General features: G+C 41.3%; 14 protein-coding genes. 12 read left to right on the forward strand and 2 right to left on the reverse strand.

Annotated features, from left to right (window positions below; all coding sequences use genetic code 11):
• The first annotated feature begins 50 nt into the window (after window positions 1-50).
• The 6 genes from Ga0466249_RS15530 (at window position 51) to motB (ending at window position 5,056) form a co-directional block, all read left to right on the forward strand.
• Window positions 51-260, forward strand: a complete 210-nt coding sequence (locus Ga0466249_RS15530) for a hypothetical protein (protein WP_215830389.1) — start codon at window positions 51-53, stop codon at window positions 258-260.
• Between the two features lie 17 nt (window positions 261-277).
• Window positions 278-1,252 (forward strand): porin, encoded by a 975-nt coding sequence (locus Ga0466249_RS15535; protein WP_215830390.1) that lies wholly within the window; start codon window positions 278-280, stop codon window positions 1,250-1,252.
• Window positions 1,253-1,766: 514 nt separating this feature from the next.
• A complete protein-coding gene (speD, locus tag Ga0466249_RS15540) occupies window positions 1,767-2,576 on the forward strand; it encodes an adenosylmethionine decarboxylase (protein ID WP_215830391.1) in 810 nt (269 codons plus the stop codon).
• A 251-nt stretch (window positions 2,577-2,827) separates the two neighbouring features.
• Entirely contained in the window at window positions 2,828-3,013 is a 186-nt protein-coding gene (locus Ga0466249_RS15545; RefSeq protein WP_215830392.1) for a hypothetical protein, read from the forward strand.
• A 508-nt stretch (window positions 3,014-3,521) separates the two neighbouring features.
• Window positions 3,522-4,310: a flagellar motor stator protein MotA gene (gene motA, locus Ga0466249_RS15550; protein WP_215830393.1), complete on the forward strand. Its 789-nt coding sequence runs from the start codon at window positions 3,522-3,524 to the stop codon at window positions 4,308-4,310.
• 2 nt (window positions 4,311-4,312) lie between these two features.
• Window positions 4,313-5,056 carry a flagellar motor protein MotB gene (motB, locus tag Ga0466249_RS15555; RefSeq protein ID WP_215830394.1) on the forward strand — a complete coding sequence of 248 codons (744 nt, stop codon included), beginning with the start codon at window positions 4,313-4,315 and terminating at the stop codon, window positions 5,054-5,056.
• Window positions 5,057-5,124: 68 nt separating this feature from the next.
• On the opposite strand, the gene Ga0466249_RS15560 is transcribed toward motB, so the two are convergent.
• Window positions 5,125-6,030: a LysR family transcriptional regulator gene (locus Ga0466249_RS15560; RefSeq protein ID WP_215830395.1), complete on the reverse strand. Its 906-nt coding sequence runs from the start codon at window positions 6,028-6,030 to the stop codon at window positions 5,125-5,127.
• A gap of 102 nt (window positions 6,031-6,132) precedes the next feature.
• Here Ga0466249_RS15560 and Ga0466249_RS15565 point away from each other — a divergent pair, with 102 nt between their 5' ends.
• Together Ga0466249_RS15565 and Ga0466249_RS15570 are read left to right on the forward strand one after the other, a co-directional pair.
• The gene (locus Ga0466249_RS15565; RefSeq protein WP_215830396.1) at window positions 6,133-9,903 is read left to right on the forward strand and encodes a phosphoribosylformylglycinamidine synthase; all 3,771 of its coding nucleotides are present in this window, start codon (window positions 6,133-6,135) and stop codon (window positions 9,901-9,903) included.
• A 193-nt stretch (window positions 9,904-10,096) separates the two neighbouring features.
• A complete protein-coding gene (locus Ga0466249_RS15570; RefSeq protein ID WP_215830397.1) occupies window positions 10,097-11,227 on the forward strand; it encodes a type III PLP-dependent enzyme in 1,131 nt (376 codons plus the stop codon).
• A 76-nt stretch (window positions 11,228-11,303) separates the two neighbouring features.
• Here Ga0466249_RS15570 and Ga0466249_RS15575 read toward each other — a convergent pair whose 3' ends face one another.
• Window positions 11,304-12,287 carry a 2-hydroxyacid dehydrogenase gene (locus tag Ga0466249_RS15575; protein ID WP_215830398.1) on the reverse strand — a complete coding sequence of 328 codons (984 nt, stop codon included), beginning with the start codon at window positions 12,285-12,287 and terminating at the stop codon, window positions 11,304-11,306.
• Between the two features lie 163 nt (window positions 12,288-12,450).
• Here Ga0466249_RS15575 and Ga0466249_RS15580 point away from each other — a divergent pair, with 163 nt between their 5' ends.
• The 4 genes from Ga0466249_RS15580 (at window position 12,451) to Ga0466249_RS15595 (ending at window position 16,453) form a co-directional block, all read left to right on the forward strand.
• The gene (locus Ga0466249_RS15580; RefSeq protein ID WP_215830399.1) at window positions 12,451-13,581 is read left to right on the forward strand and encodes a sensor histidine kinase; all 1,131 of its coding nucleotides are present in this window, start codon (window positions 12,451-12,453) and stop codon (window positions 13,579-13,581) included.
• An 88-nt stretch (window positions 13,582-13,669) separates the two neighbouring features.
• On the forward strand, window positions 13,670-15,139 hold the full coding sequence (locus Ga0466249_RS15585) for an aminotransferase class I/II-fold pyridoxal phosphate-dependent enzyme (RefSeq protein ID WP_215830400.1): 1,470 nt from the start codon (window positions 13,670-13,672) through the stop codon (window positions 15,137-15,139).
• 29 nt (window positions 15,140-15,168) lie between these two features.
• Complete coding sequence (locus Ga0466249_RS15590; RefSeq protein WP_215830401.1) at window positions 15,169-15,837, forward strand: dTMP kinase; 669 nt, start codon at window positions 15,169-15,171, stop codon at window positions 15,835-15,837.
• Window positions 15,838-16,006: 169 nt separating this feature from the next.
• Complete coding sequence (locus Ga0466249_RS15595; RefSeq protein WP_215830402.1) at window positions 16,007-16,453, forward strand: YaaR family protein; 447 nt, start codon at window positions 16,007-16,009, stop codon at window positions 16,451-16,453.
• Window positions 16,454-16,457: the final 4 nt, after the last annotated feature.

A 16,457-nucleotide genomic window follows, 5' to 3' on the forward strand; every position in this document is an offset into this window, starting at 1 on the left:
TTTACAAGTTAACATAATGTTGAGCAGAGAAGCTTAAAGGGGAACCGTGGATGCCTTTAAGCTTTTTTTGTACCAATTTAGTGTTGGCGTGGGGTGTAAATTGGTCTTGTAGCCCATCTTGGTTCATTCGAAAGGGGGAAGTCGGCGGAATTAATAGGCAGAGTATTGAAATATGTAAACAGTGTGCTCGAAAGCTAAAAGCAGGTAAGGAAACATGGAAACTTACATTGATTTTATACGGCGGCGTCACTGAATGTTAAAACATTTAGGAGGAATTATGATGAAAAAGTCTCTTATTGCAACAGCCGTGGCGACGGCTCTGGCACTTTCTACTTCAGCTGTATTTGCTGCTCAAGCCCCAGTAACCCTTGATGGTAGCATAGCCTATCAGTACCGTGACATTGATAAAGCTGGAGTAAGCTCTAATGCTAACAAAGCCACCTTGCTTTTGAATGCCAATAGTGATTTAGGTAATGGCTGGGGTGTGTACGGTCGGTTAGCGGTTCAACATGTGAGCAATCAAAGTCCGGCAGATTTTAACACAGCTGCTTATGGACCGAATGCAAGAAATGTGGCGGCAATTGATCAATTTGGTCTTAACTACAAAACGGGTGATACTACTTATAAGATTGGACGTCAACCCCTATTTGTTGGAGCTACGGGTCTAATCTATGATTCAACTGGTTATCTTGGCAAACAGTTCTTTACTGATGGTGTAACGGCTATGGGCAAGAACGGCGCGCTTAGCTACCAAGCAGCAGTTGTACAGGAAGATAATATTTTTGGACCTTCCGGTAAAAATAAAATTTATACTGCTCATGCTGATTATGCAGTTACTCCAGCCTTTACTTATGGAGCCACATTGGGTAGATATAACTATGAAAAATCAACTGATGGTACCAGTCGTAACATATGGGCTGTCAATGCTGCCTACAATCTTGGTTCGGCCAGTTTCTATACTGAGTATGCTCAAACCGATATGAATAACGCTAATAAATCTTTTGATTACGGTGTATCGTATAAATTTGATGATAAGAACAGCATTTCCGCCAATATTTTCCGGGTTGAGCAGAACGGTGAGTTCCATACCGATATGACTACTTGGGATTCCAATTCCAAGGGCATATATTATACCTATGGTCATAAATTTACAAAAGATACTTCTTTGAACTTCTTATATAAAGATATTGAAAATATTACTAGTGGAGTTAAGACTACTAATTTCCGTACTACGGCTTCTTATAATTTCTAAACTAAATAAAATAAGAGTGACTCCTTTGATTGTTGCGCGTGTCATTTAGTGAAGTAATATGGAATAGGGCTTATCGCTGGAAATAGCGGTAAGCCCTATTTTTTTATAGTATTCAAAATATATGTCAGTCAGCCGGGAGTATTTATTGGCGCGAAGACGTTTTTTATGAAATAGGAACAGGAAATGTCTATGATCGTACAGAAAAAAATGAGTAGAAGGATCGGGAAACTGCTAGCGCTGCTTGAGAAACAACTAAAATTTGAATATCTGGATACACTGATTTCGATGATCATTGGTAGGGCCATTAAACCGACGTGGATACACTGGAGCAGGCTGCAGTTATTGCATTAAATGCTTTATTGCTGGCAGATATGGCAAAAAACTACTTGTAAGCTTTTTTTGTAGGTTTTACTTGCATTTTTGTTGTATTATCATTAAAATAATGCATGGGACTTCGTTATGAACGGATAAAAGTCCGATTTTTTGATTAGTAAAACCATATAAGGAGATAAAAATGGAAATTAAAGGAATAAAGAAACTACAACTTTATGGATTTAATAATCTGACGAAGACGCTTAGCTTTAATATGTATGATATTTGTTATGCAAAGACGTTAGAGCATCGGCAAGACTACATTAAATACATTGATGAAGAGTATAATGCCGAGCGATTAACAGTGATTCTGACAGAGGTGGCTAATATTATTGGCGCTACCATCTTGAACATTGCCAAGCAGGATTATGAGCCGCAAGGTGCCAGCGTGACCATGCTTATTGCAGAAGATAAGGTGGATCAGAAACCTGATGGAACGTCAGAACATGACGAATTGAAAAGTGATGCTGTTGTAGCACACTTGGATAAAAGTCATATTACTGTTCACACCTACCCTGAAAGTCATCCAGATCAAGGTGTCAGTACCTTTCGGGCCGATATTGATGTGTCTACTTGTGGCCAAATTTCGCCACTGAAAGCCCTTAATTATTTAATCAAAAGCTTTTGTTCGGATATTTGTATCATTGATTATCGCGTAAGGGGATTTACGCGTGATATTAATGGTAAAAAGTTTTATATCGATCATAAAATCAATTCCATCCAAAATTATATTGCCAAAGATATGAAAGACATGTATCAAATGATTGATACGAATGTTTATCAAGATAATATTTTTCACACTAAGATGATTTTAAAAGAATTTGATTTAGATAATTATTTATTTGGTACAGCAAAAAAAGAATTATTACCTGGTGAAAAGAAAAAAATTAAACAGCGTTTGAAAAAAGAAATGTTGGAGATTTTTTCAGGAAGAAATATTCCAAAGGTCTAGAATGCCATAGCGCTTGTTGTATACGAATTAATTGTGATCAGAAGAATTGAATAAACAGGAAAGCGTGTGGCTTTATCTTAATAACTCATGACTCTGGAAATTTATGTTTTTGACGAAAGCTGTAGCTCAGGATGCTATTCTGAGCTACAGCTTTTGTCTTTGCCTGTTAATTTAAGATGATTTTTTGCCCGGGTTACTTAAGTTTAAAAGGCGTTTGTCCGATTAAAATAGTAGGGAGATGAAAGCAATGAGTGGTTTTAATCACAAGCGCAGATGATTCGAATGTGCAAACAAATTTTCATAATACAGAAGGAATTTTGAAAGCCGAATTAAAAAGAGATAAGGGCGTTATTAGGGTAAAAAAGCAAGAAATGTTAAAAAGCATGGATAAGCAAGGGAGTGTAGCAAACCAATACAATTCAACAAGTGCAGGTTAGTACTTCTTCTAATGACCCGTTTCAGATGTGGGTCCAGCTAAATCGTGTCTTGATATTGGATTCCATTATAAAACAGCAGTTTATTTTTAAAAAGAATTTTTGTTGGGCCAATACAGAGATTTATAAATAGACAAACAAGCGAAAAGGTGTAAAAAATAGGATGCGAAATTTTATTTTGACCCCCACTTCTTATTTAATTAATAGAAATTATTTTTTTCGATGCGTAAAATGACTTTTTTCTACAAAAAAGTACTGAGCCTTTTGGCACTATTTGTCCATTTTTGAGTGAAAAGTGTCTAATTTTTATCTTATATAGTTGACTTTATGACGAAGAAAACCTTACAATTAAACCGATAACTTTTATAAAAGTGACATTTTTTTTATTCTACAAGATTTTTGTGTATGAACAGGGAATAAAGAAGACCAGAAGCAATTTTAGATGCAGTATTGTTAATTTTTATCATTGATAATGAATTTAACGTGACAATGATGACTGGAGGAAAAAGTTTTGGAACTATCGACAGTTGTAGGTATGGTTGTTGGGGTTTTGGCAATAGGTGTAGGCATGGTTTTAAAGGGTGCCAGTATTACGGCGCTGATTAATCCGGCTGCTTTTTTGATTATCATTGCGGGAACATTTGCCGCTTTAATGAATGCATTTCCAATGGCTAAGTTGAAGAATTTCCCGAAATTGCTAAAAGTACTTTTTTATAAACAACAATTGATGGAAAAAAGTGAACTCCTTCCTTTGTTTGTTCAGTTGTCGCAAACGGCTAGACGAGAAGGTATTTTGGCTCTTGAAGGGCGTATTGAAGAAATTAAGGATCCTTTTATGAATAATGCTATCCATATGGTTGTCGATGGTATGGATTCAGAATTAATTCAGGATGTACTTGAGGCTGAAATCCATATGATGCAGGAACGTCACCGTGAGGGTGCCATGATTTTTGCGCAAGCTGGTATGTATGCGCCGACACTGGGCGTACTTGGTGCGGTTATCGGGTTGATTGCTGCCTTGGGTAATTTAAATGATATTGAAAAACTTGGTCATGCTATTGCTGCTGCTTTTGTGGCAACTTTGTTAGGTATTTTTACCGGTTACGTTATGTGGCATCCTTTTGCTAACAAATTAAAAGCTTTGTCAGCTGAAGAAGCGGAAATACGCCGGATGATTATGGAAGGGGTTTTATCGCTTCAAGCCGGAGATTCTCCCATTGCTCTACAGGCTAAACTTGTTGTCTTTATTCCGCAATCAGAGCGTGCGGCAATGCTTGACACGAAAGCTGAAGGTAATTAATTATGGCTAGAAGAAAACCGGAAAAACATCCTGAAGAGCATGCCGATGAAACTTGGTTGGTTCCTTATTCAGACATATTGACACTGTTATTGGCCTTGTTTATTGTACTCTTTGCTTCATCCCAAGTGGATCAAAAAAAGTTTCAACAGATGAGCCAGTCATTTAACTCTGCTTTTAGTGGTGGTCAGTCTATTTTAAATAATGAGGCTGCTATTGTGGAACAACCAAGCGAGAGGCCTCCTGAGAACACTCTTTCTGAGGAAAATAAGAAACAAGCCATGGAGTCGTTGCAGCTCAATGATGTCAAAAAGAAGCTTGATGAATACATAAGAATTAATGGTTTAGGTGGTCAATTACAGACTTCTTTGACCGAAGATGGTTTAGTGATTCGGATACAAGATACGGCATTATTTACATCTGGACGAGCAGATATGCGTCCTGAGTCCGAACGCTGGGGCAGTACTATTGCTAAGATGTTGGCAATTTTGCCACAGTCCGTGATTATTTCGGGCCATACGGATAATGTTCCTATTCATACAGCTGAGTTTCCTTCTAATTGGGATTTAAGCTCCAAACGGGCGCTAAACTTTATGAAGTTCTTACTTGCAGAGGATGTGAGACTAAAACCTGAGCGGTTTAGTGCTACTGGTTACGGCGAATATCGTCCGGCTGCCGATAACTCGACTGACGAGGGAAGAGCAAAAAATCGACGCGTTGAAGTTCTAATTTTAAAACAATATCGTTAAAATATCCATTAATTGCGTACCACTTTATGTGATACGCATTTTTATATTTTATAGTAAATTTGTATTTTTTACATATCGCTTTTTTCAAGGAGTTGGTAAAACTTTTGTGCTGCCATGGGAAGGGGAATTTTGGCATGCGTCACAAGTCCTAAATGACGTTTTGGAAGACATTCTGCGAGTGGCACTTCAAAGAGTTGATGCGATGTAAGGTTTGGACGGACAAATTCTTTAATAGCAAAAGTAAGCCCCATATTTTCTTTGACAAGATCAATACAGAGGTCGAGACTGCCTAATTCCATGACAGGATTCAGTGGCACCTTGCGGGCAGTAAAAAAATCATCAATATAGCGACGGGTTGTCGATTTCTGTTCCAATAATATGAGCGGATATTGTTGTAAATTTTCCAGGAAAAGTGGCCGATTTTGTAAATCGGCATAATTCGATCCGGCAATAAGTATGTCAGAAATGGCCATCAGGGGCCGACACAAAAGAGTGTGTTCAGAAAAAAATTCTGCTGTTGTGATGAGAGCAATATCTATGCCTCCTTTTTTTAACAGGTCTACACAGACCGGTGAGGGGCGATTGATTAAGGTAATTTTAATGTGAGGGTAAAGGTGTTTGTATTTTGTGAGAAAAGATAGTAGATAATAGCGACAGAGCGTATCACTGGCACCGAGACGTAGTTCACCCTGTTTGAGGCCATTGAGATCTGCTAGGTTACGTTCTCCTATTTCAATGAGGTGATAGGCTTGTTCAATGTGGTGAAATAAAATCTGTCCGGCCTGGGTGAGGTGGACTTGTTTTGTCGTACGAATAAATAAGGCAACAGCTAGCTGTTCTTCTAATAAACGGATGCTTTGACTGATAGCAGATTGTGAGAGATAGAGATGCTGGGCTGCTTTGGAAAAACTGAGATTTGTTGCTACGTGATAGAATACTTTATAGTGCTCAAAATTGATAGATGAGTTTTTCAATTTATAATCACACCTTATAGAACATATTATAATGATTCATTATTATTATGAATTGTATCGTGTTACAATAGTTTTGTAAAGAAAATGAAGGGGGATTCATAAATGGAGAGTGTAAGACGTTTATATGTAGAGAAAAAGCCTGCTTTTGCTGTGGAGGCAGCTGCCCTGAAGCAGGATCTTACGGTGAATTTAGGTATTCGCCATTTAACGAATCTTCGAATTTTGAATAGATATGATGTGACAGGTCTTTTGGCCGCGGAATTTTCCCTTGCTGCTGAGCAGGTATTTTCTGAGGCTACTGTTGATGAAGTATATGATGAAAATTTTATTTTCCCCATAGAGGCCAAGGTAATTGCCATTGAAAGCCTGCCTGGCCAGTATGATCAGCGAGCAGACTCAGCTGAACAGTGTATTCAATTGATTACGCAAAAATCTCGGCCCCAAGTGGTTACAGGAAAAGTCCTCTTATTATATGGAAATCTCACTGACGAAGAAATAGGAGCCATTCAAAATTATTGTATTAATCCAGTGGAAAGTCGATCTGCCAGTCTAGAAAAGCCGAAAAGTTTAGAGCGTATGAGTGAAGTTCCTGCCGATGTGGCTGTTTTATCTGGCTTTCGCAATTTCTCAACCGCTGAGCGGACTAGATTAATTGATGAGCTGGGACTTGCCATGAGCGCAGCCGATTTGGAATTTTGCCAGTCTTATTTTCAGGAGGAACAGCGCGAGCCTACGCTAACCGAGATTAAGGTGCTTGATACGTATTGGTCTGATCATTGTCGCCATACGACGTTTCAAACGGAGATTGAAGATGTGGATATTGAACAAAGTCCGTTTAATGAGCCTGTTCAAGCCGCTTATGAGCGTTACCAAGCAGGACGGCAAAGAGTGTATGGACAAAAAGAAAAGTGTCTGTGTTTGATGGATATTGCTGTTTTGGCTATGAAAGAGCTTAAGACAGAGGGTAAATTGAATGGACTTGATGAATCAGAGGAAATTAATGCTTGTAGTATTGTCGTACCTGTGACAGTTGGGGGACACAAGGAAGACTGGCTGGTGATGTTTAAAAATGAAACACATAATCATCCCACAGAAATCGAACCTTTTGGTGGAGCGGCAACGTGTCTGGGTGGTGCCATCCGCGACCCCCTGTCAGGGCGTTCTTATGTCTATCAGGCCATGCGTGTTAGTGGCAGCGGTGATCCGCGCACACCTGTTGCTAAGACGTTACCGGGAAAATTGCCGCAACGGAAAATTACGCTAGGCGCTGCTTCTGGCTATAGTTCTTACGGGAATCAGATTGGTTTGGCTACGGGTCAAGTGACAGAAGTGTATGACGAAGGCTATGTGGCAAAACGAATGGAAATTGGTGCTGTTATTGGTGCTGCACCACGTAGTAATGTCGTGCGCGAAACGCCCCTTCTGGGCGATGTTGTCCTGCTTGTAGGCGGACGTACGGGTCGTGATGGTTGCGGCGGTGCTACCGGCTCTTCAAAGGCTCATACAGGCAATTCATTATCCAGCTGTAGTGCTGAGGTACAAAAAGGCAATGCTCCCACAGAAAGAAATATTCAGCGCCTCTTTAGAAATCCTGTTGTGAGTCAGATGATCAAACGCTGCAATGATTTCGGTGCCGGTGGCGTTTCTGTCGCTGTGGGGGAACTGACGGACAGCCTCTTAATTGATTTGGATCAGGTCATTAAAAAATATGATGGATTGGATGGCACGGAACTTGCCATCTCGGAATCACAGGAACGGATGGCTGTAGTTGTTGCTAAGGAAGATGCTACTGCTTTTATTCGTTATGGTCAGCAGGAAAACTTAGAAGTAACGCAAGTGGCCACTGTTACAGATACGGGCCGTTTGGTGATGTTATGGCGGGGCAAGGAAATTGTAAATTTGAGTCGTAAGTTTTTAGATTCAAATGGTGTTCGGCAAAAAACGAAAGTCAAAGTAACAGCACCTGAAAATAGAAATATATTTACGGCTCTCTTACCTCAAACAGCGGTTGCCTTGCCTGATGAAAAAGCAGCTTGGTTGGCTAATTTAGCGGATCTTAATGTATGCAGTCAAAAAGGGCTTGCGGAACGGTTTGATTCGACCATTGGGCGTAGGACAGTCTTAATGCCGTTTGGCGGTAAATATCAATTAAGCCCTGCTGAAGGTATGGCAGCGAAAATTCCTGTACAAACAGGTGAAACAACCGATATGACACTCATGACCTATGCCTATCAGTGTGATTTGGCAAAATGGAGTCCTTTTCATGGTGGTGTTTATGCTGTCACAAGTGCTATATCGAAAATTGTTGCTCTTGGCGGGGATGCCAGTAAGGTTTATCTTACTTTGCAGGAATACTTTGAAAGATTGGCAGACGACCCGGTAAAATGGGGTAAGCCTTTTAGTGCGCTATTAGGTGCCTATTGGGCTCAAATGCAACTGGGAGTTGTAGCTATTGGCGGAAAGGACAGTATGTCTGGTACCTTTAACGAGCTTAGTGTGCCACCAACCCTTGTGGCTTTTGCTGTGGCTGTAGGCGATACCAAGGAGATTATTTCAACGGAATTAAAACAAATAGGAAGTAAGCTTGTTTATTTGCCTTTGCCACGGAATGAACAGTTTTTGCCTGATTTTACGGTTCTCAAGAATTTGTATGCTAAAACGACAGCACTTATGCGATGCGGCAAAGTGTTATCTGCTGCTACAGTGCGCGAGGGCGGACTTGCTGCAACAGTGAGCCGTATGGCTTTTGGAAATCTGATCGGTGTAGACTTGACGGCCTCCAAGCACGCTAGTGAATGGTTCCAGAGTGATTATGGTGCACTGCTGTTAGAAATAAAAGAAGAAAGTGATTTAGCTGAGGCCTTTGCTGGAGTTTATTATGAGACCATTGGCAGGACGATTGCGGAGCCAGATATCCGTATGGGGCAGACAGTTATTTCTCTTAAAGAAGCGCTTGACGCTTGGACAAGTCCGCTTGAAAAGGTTTTTCCTGTCAAAGCTGTTCCTGCTGCGGACCAGTCGGCACCTGTTGTTACTTATCAGAGTCATGGGACCAAACGGCAGGGTACTTCACTGGCTAAACCCAAAGTGCTTATTCCGGTCTTTCCAGGTACGAACTGTGAAATGGATTCCGCTGAGGCATTTGCTGCCGCGGGTGCAAAACCGGAGATTTTAGTCATTCGTAATATGCGTCCCCAGGATTTACAGGATTCCCTCGCGGAACTTATCAAGAAGATTTCAACAAGTCAAATGATCATGTTGCCAGGCGGTTTTAGTGCAGGTGATGAGCCAGATGGTTCAGGAAAATTTATTGCTACTTTATTCCGTAATCCGGCTGTTACAGAAGCAGTGAATGAATTTTTGAGTCGAGATTCGCTGATACTTGGCATTTGTAATGGGTTTCAGGCGCTGATTAAGTTGGGACTTTTGCCTTACGGTAAGATTCAGCCGCTTCAAGCAGGTTTTCCAACCTTGACGTATAATCGAATTGGTCGTCATATATCTACTTATGTTGAGACAAAAATTACGTCAAAACTGTCGCCCTGGTTTGAACGGGTTCAGCTCGGGGATCAACATACGATTGCCGTTTCTCATGGGGAAGGACGATTTATTGCCAGTCCCGCGGTGCTTGAAATGTTGAGAAAGAATGGCCAGATTGCGACGCAATATGTTGATTTAGCCGGTTTGCCGGCAGTTGATGTGCCATATAATCCTAACGGCTCAATTTGGGCAGTAGAGGGGATTACAAGTCCTGATGGTAAAATTTTAGGGAAGATGGGCCATTCTGAACGTGTCGGTTCTTATGTTGGTACAAATGTATCAGGAAATAAAGATCAACGGTTATTTGAATCAGGCGTTGCTTATTTTGCTTAAATTGCCCAGAATTTAAATTCATTTTGATAAGAAAGTATGGTTTAGGCTTCTTTGGCTTATGCTATTGTTAAAATATTTTCCCTTTTTCTCAATTTTTTATTGCACTTTTGGTCATTTATGATAAAATCATATCGTGCTTTTTGGCGAGACTGCGGACCGGAAGCCAGAATTTAGAGAGACAGGAGAATGGCCAATGCAAAAAGTTTTTAAATTATCCCAAAAGGCTATGAATACACTGGCAGAGCAGTATAAAACGCCACTGCTTGTTTTGTCAACGGAACAAATTGCTTATAATTATCAGCTGCTTCAGAGTCATCTGCCGCAGGTCAAAATTCACTATGCTGTGAAAGCCAATCCTGATGAAAGAATTGTTTTGACTTTAGCGAAGCAAGGGGCGTATTTTGATGTGGCTTCTGATGGTGAAATGATGGCTTTAACAGGGTTGGGGATTGCACCGGAACGGATGATTTATGCTAATCCAGTGAAAACTTCCAGTGGTTTGGCAGTAGCGGATAAGCATGGCGTTTATAAAATGACCTTTGACAGTGAGAGTGAAATTTATAAAATGGCTAAGGCTTTGCCAGGCGCAACGGTTTTGCTTCGTATCCGCGTAGATAACCCTGATGCTTTAGTGGACCTAAATAAAAAATTCGGTGCACCAGCGGAAGAGGCTATTCGGCTGCTGACTATTGCGAGAGCTCAGGGACTTACTGTTGGCGGGCTATGTTTTCATGTTGGCAGTCAGTCACCGAATGCGAAAGCTTATCTTGCTGCGCTGGAACTTTGTCATGGAATTTTTGAACAAGCTAAAGGAATTGGGTTGGAACTTTCCATTCTGGATATTGGTGGCGGTTTTCCTATACCGACAGTAACGGATGACATTGATATTGAATTGATGCTGTCACAAATTCAAGAGTCACTTGAACGTCTGTTTCCTCATACGGAAATTTGGGCCGAGCCAGGCCGGTTTATTTGCGGAACGGCTGTAAATCTTATTACACGTGTTATTGGTACGCAAGAACGCAATGAGCAACAGTGGTATTTTCTTGATGAAGGTCTTTATGGTACGTTCTCGGGTATTCTTTTTGATCACTGGGAGTATGAACTGATTAGTTTTAAGACAGGTAAACAAATTACGGCAACTTTTGCAGGCCCTAGCTGTGATTCCCTTGATGTATTGTTCCGGGATATTCCGACTGTCATGCTTGATGTGGATGATGTGCTTCTTGTACCTAATTGCGGTGCTTATACGAGTGCGTCAGCAACTGTATTTAACGGTTTTGCCAAGGCGCAACTTATTGTATGGGAAGATACATTGGATTAGTGAGGGATAAATAGAACGGAGCTGAGTTGAAAGTGAACTTTCAACTCAGCTCCGTTCTATTATTACTTTATTTTATTTAAAAATTTGCTTCTTTATTGGCGCAGGCAGGCAAGGTTTGTCCTTTTAATCCCTCTAACAAGTTTTTAACAGCTAGACGAGCCATCACGTCGCGTGTTTCATGGGTAGCACTGCCGATATGGGGTGTTACTAAAATATTTTTCAGGGTGAGCAGCTTATGGTCGGCAGGCAGTGGCTCGGGGTCTGTAACATCCATGGCGGCAAAGGCAATTTCACCGGCTTTTAGGGCATTATAGAGGGCATCAGAATCCACGACTTTGCCTCGAGCCGCATTAATTAAGTAAGCCGTTCTTTTCATCTTGGCAAATTGTTGAGCGCTAAACAGATGGGTACTTTCTTTGGTTAATGGCAGCATAACAAGGACAAAGTCGGATTGAGCCAGAAGTTCATCAAAAGTAACATAGGTTGCTTTGACGGTATCTTCATCCTTGCGACGGTGACGATTGTGATAAATGATCTTTAGGCCAGAAGCCTGGGCACGTTTAGCGACGGCCACACCAATACTGCCGAGTCCAACAATCCCCAGGGTTTTTCCATATAAGTCAATGCCAAATGGAAAGGACTGACCTTGGCCCCAAGCACCTGAACAGACAAAATTCCAGCTTTCGGGAATGCGTCTGGCAGCGCTTAAGAGCAGACCAAAGGCAATATCAGCCGTTGCTTCGACAAGGACACCTGGTGTGTGTCCCACGGGAATCTTTCGCGCTGAGCAGGCGGCAAGATCAATATTATCGACGCCTACAGAAGGTTGTGAGATGACTTTTAGTTGTGGGGCTTTATCAAGTAAATCGGCAGTAACAGTTAAACTGGCAGTGGCTAGAAGTCCTTCGGCTGTTTGCAGTGCTTTTTCAAGTAGCTGTGTATTCGAACCGGATAAATCCTCAAATTGTGTAACAGAGGTGGTAGCTTCCAAGTGTTCCCGAACAACTGGAAGTACACGTCCCGCAATAACAACGGAAGGCTTTGTTTTGTTTATAACCATAAGAGCATCTCCTTTATAGATAGAATTAGTTGGCTAGCTGGGAAAGTATTCAATACATATCAACTAGATTATAACACTCGTTGTGGGTTTTTTCATCTAGGCAGGGATTCTTTTCGTGAGTGGCGAAAACCGTTTCATAACACTAATGACGTAGGTGGTTAAAATGACTGAGCTTGATACGAAAGCTTTGGATGAAATTATAAAACGCACACTGGAAGCAGTGGAAAGTGGAAAAAGTCAAATTTACGATGTTTATGAAGCGGCTCGCAATGAAATGGACAATGTCCAACGGGATGTTGAAAAAGCAAAAAAAGAAATTATTGCGGTTATTTTTAAGGTTGACGAGTTAGATCATCGTGAACGGCGAGGTAGAATTCGGCTGATGGAAGTGAGTCGTAATTTTAGTATTTATACAGAACAAGATATTCGCCAAGCTTATGAAGAAGCAAATAATTTGCAGGTCGAGCTGGCTATTTCGCGTGAACAGGAGCAAAGTCTCAGGCAAAGACGGGATGAATTGGAAATACGGCTAAAAAAGCTTCAACAGACAGTGGGAAAAGCGGAGGAACTTGTTTCTAAAGTCGGCGTTGTCCTGGGATTTCTCAGTAATGAAATGGGCGGAGTTCTGGCTAGTTTGGATACGCTGCAACAAAGACAGTGTTTTGGTGCTAAAATTATCCAAGCACAGGAAGAAGAACGGCGCCGCGTGGCCCGGGAAATCCATGATGGTCCGGCACAATCCATGGCGAGTGTCGTTTTTCGTGCAGAAGTTTGCGAACGCCTTGTTGATATAGATATTGTCCGTTGTAAGGGAGAACTGTCATCGCTCAGGGAGCAAGTCCGGAGTTGCTTAAAGGAAATCCGGAAAATTATTTTTGCTCTTCGTCCTATGACGCTAGATGATTTGGGCTTAGTACCAACGTTGCGCCGTATATTGGAATCTTTTCAAGAACGCACAACCGTTTCTACGGAACTTACAATTCTCGGGCAGGAAAAACGAGTCGATTCTTATGTGGAAGTCGCTATTTTTCGAGTGATCCAAGAGGCAATGAATAATGTGGAAAAACATGCTCAGGCTAATCATGTACGGGTGATCCTAGAATTTTCCAATCATACGGTCAAAGCCGTTGTAACTGATGATGGTATTGGATTTGAGAATGTGGAGCATATTGGCAGTGAGAGTTTTGGTCTAATGGGGATGAAAGAAAGACTGAGTATTCTTGATGGTGAGTTAGCCATTGAAAGCAAGAATGGACAGGGTACGAAGATTAAGATTCGTGTTCCTTTAGCATAAGAGGAATAATATTTTTGTATAACAGAGCTGTTCCTCCCAGTGGGAGCAGCTCTGTTCATTCATTCGGATTGTCTAGGGGGAAACTTCAATGAATAAGCAGCAAGGGCGCACGCCTTTATTAGATGCCATGGTGCATTATGTAGCTGAGGGGGCGCTGCCCTTTCATACACCAGGCCATAAGCAGGGAAAGGGGATGGCAGCACCCTTTACGGCTGTTATGGGTTCCAAAATGCTTCGTTATGATGTATCCCTTATGAGCGAATTAGACGATTTACATCAACCGCAGGGCTGTATTAAAGAAGCTGAACAATTAGTTGCCGAACTTTATGGTGCTGATGATAGCTTTTTTGTCGTCAATGGAACGACAGGGGGCATTCAGGCTATGATTCTCACTATTGCCGGACCTGGCGATAAAATTATTGTACCGCGGAATGCCCATCGCTCGATTATCAGCGGTATTATTTTAAGTGGTGCTATTCCAATTTATATTTATCCGGAAATTGATCAGGAGCTAGGCATTGCAATGGGGGTGACAACGGCTGTCGTAGAAGAGGCCCTTAAAAAACACCCTGATGCCAAGGGCGTTTTACTCATAAATCCGACTTATTATGGCGTAGCTTCTGATTTGGCGGCTATTGTTGCTTTAGTTCATAGCTATGAACTACCTGTGATTGTCGATGAGGCTCACGGACCTCATCTGAAATTTAGTGAACAATTGCCTGTGTCAGCGCTTGATGCTGGAGCTGATATTTGTGCTCAAAGCACGCATAAAATTTTGGGGGCCATGACGCAATGTTCTATTGTGCACTGCCGCGAAGAAAGAATTGATGTAGAGCGACTAAAAAAAATGCTGCAATTGGTTCAGTCAACAAGTCCTAATTATATCTTGATGGCATCACTTGACGTGGCTCGGATGCAAATGGGTACTGAGGGGCCGCGGCTTATTGGTAAGGCTATTAAATTAGCTGAATATTTACGATGTGAAGTTAACAAAATTCCGGGTCTCTTTTGTTTTGGTTCGGAGCGGATGGATCGTCCTGGTAGTTATAGCCTGGATCTTACGAAAGTAACCGTTACTGTCAGAGGATTAGGGATAACAGGGATGATAGCGGAAAAATTTTTGCGTAGTCAGTATAAAATTCAAGCTGAATTATGCGATATGTTTAATATCTTATTTTTAATTACCTTAGGAGACAGTAAGCATGAAATTGATGTACTGCTTGATGCTCTGAGGCAGCTTGCTGTTCAGCTCAAGCAAGCTGCCGATTTTATTGCTATGGCTGAGGCGGCAGCCCAGCCGATGCCATGTTTGCCTGAGCAAGTTTTAGTGCCGCGTGAGGCATTATTTCGTTCTAAGACAGCAGTTCCCTTTCGGCAAGCAGCTGGAAAAGTTTGCGCTGAAATTGTGGCTTTTTATCCACCGGGTATTCCACTCATTTGTCCAGGTGAAAAAATTACTTTAGAGATGATTGATTACTGTTTGGCTCTTAAGCAAGCAGGAATGAATGTTTCTGGTCCGGAAGACTATTTGCTTAATCGTATTCTTGTCGTAGCGTAGACAATGAATTATATGAAGGAGTGCAAGATATGCCAGGAAAGTTAATTATTATTGATGGGAATGATTCGAGCGGCAAAGCGACGCAGACAAAAAAACTGGTGAAACGGCTAGAACTGGAACACTATGATGTTCGCAAAGTGGAATTTCCCAATTATGACAGTTCCTCGTCGGCGCTCGTTAAAATGTATTTAAACGGTTCGTTTGGTCACGAACCTGAAGATGTCAACCCTTATGTTGCTTCAACTTTTTATGCTGTTGACCGTTTTGCATCATTTCGTACGGATTGGGGCGATTTCTACCAATCAGGGGGCATCATTATTGCCGATCGCTATACAACGTCCAATATGATTCATCAGGCAGCAAAAATTGTGAATGAAGCAGCCAGAAAAAAGTATCTAGACTGGCTATGGGATTTAGAATTCGTAAAATTTACTTTACCTGTGCCTGATTGTGTCGTATTTTTAGATATGCCCCCCGTTTATTCAGCTAAACTTATGGCAGAGCGGCCCTTAAAGTCCGGTGAAAAACAAGATATTCATGAACAGAATCAACAATATTTATTGCACTGTTATGATCATTCTCGTTGGGTGGCTGAGCAGTATGGTTGGGTGCGTATTGAATGTGCTCAATCGGGCAAATTAAAGAATATTGGTATTATTCACGAGGAAGTGTATGATGTAGTAAAAAAGTTTTTATGATTGGGACGAAAAGACCTTTCTAATTGTTTTACTATGCCAAGCAGGGGAGAATATGATAAAATAAATTAATTAACAAATTCTCCTTATAACTTGGAGTATTGTAACAATATTCACTTAAGTGGATAACTATGGTAAAAGCCTGTTGGCCGAGAGGCAGGGAGGAAACCTTGTGAAGATTAATAATTTAGGAACGGTTCAAACGCCTGTTGTCAGTGAACGCGAGGGACAAAGTAGGTCAGAAAAGACACAGGGATATTTTGCATCTGACCTCATGAATTCCCAGGAAGAGCAGTCGAAGGAAAAATTAAACAAGCTACTTGATCAAATTAATGAACAGGGCAATAAGCTGAGCCAGGCCCCGACTTATGCTGATTTGAAAAGTTATCGCGAACTTGTTCGTTCTTTTATTGGTGAGGCTGTTGGTGGGATGTATTCTGTTCATTCCGAACGGGGCTGGGATAGGCAGGGACGTCAAAAGATGTTTACGATTATAAAAAAAGTGGATAGCACTTTGGCCGATATGGCAGAAGATGTGCGAGTTGGGCAAGAACGGCAGCTAAGTATTTTGGCGAAACATGATGCCATACGAGGCATGCTTGTCGACTTGTATATGTAGGGAA

The sequence above is a fragment of the Pelorhabdus rhamnosifermentans genome (genome assembly GCF_018835585.1).
Taxonomy (GTDB): domain Bacteria; phylum Bacillota; class Negativicutes; order UMGS1260; family UMGS1260; genus Pelorhabdus; species Pelorhabdus rhamnosifermentans.

What these genes read in the sequence shown, in the direction of transcription:
- Ga0466249_RS15530 (WP_215830389.1), top strand. Translation starts at nt 51, where the DNA reads ATGCCTTTAAGCTTTTTTTGTACCAATTTAGTGTTGGCGTGGGGTGTA.
- Ga0466249_RS15580 (WP_215830399.1), top strand. Translation starts at nt 12,451, where the DNA reads ATGACTGAGCTTGATACGAAAGCTTTGGATGAAATTATAAAACGCACA.
- Ga0466249_RS15535 (WP_215830390.1), top strand. Translation starts at nt 278, where the DNA reads ATGATGAAAAAGTCTCTTATTGCAACAGCCGTGGCGACGGCTCTGGCA.
- Ga0466249_RS15590 (WP_215830401.1), top strand. Translation starts at nt 15,169, where the DNA reads ATGCCAGGAAAGTTAATTATTATTGATGGGAATGATTCGAGCGGCAAA.
- Ga0466249_RS15585 (WP_215830400.1), top strand. Translation starts at nt 13,670, where the DNA reads ATGAATAAGCAGCAAGGGCGCACGCCTTTATTAGATGCCATGGTGCAT.
- Ga0466249_RS15575 (WP_215830398.1), bottom strand. Translation starts at nt 12,287, where the DNA reads ATGGTTATAAACAAAACAAAGCCTTCCGTTGTTATTGCGGGACGTGTA.
- Ga0466249_RS15570 (WP_215830397.1), top strand. Translation starts at nt 10,097, where the DNA reads ATGCAAAAAGTTTTTAAATTATCCCAAAAGGCTATGAATACACTGGCA.
- speD (WP_215830391.1), top strand. Translation starts at nt 1,767, where the DNA reads ATGGAAATTAAAGGAATAAAGAAACTACAACTTTATGGATTTAATAAT.
- Ga0466249_RS15565 (WP_215830396.1), top strand. Translation starts at nt 6,133, where the DNA reads ATGGAGAGTGTAAGACGTTTATATGTAGAGAAAAAGCCTGCTTTTGCT.
- motB (WP_215830394.1), top strand. Translation starts at nt 4,313, where the DNA reads ATGGCTAGAAGAAAACCGGAAAAACATCCTGAAGAGCATGCCGATGAA.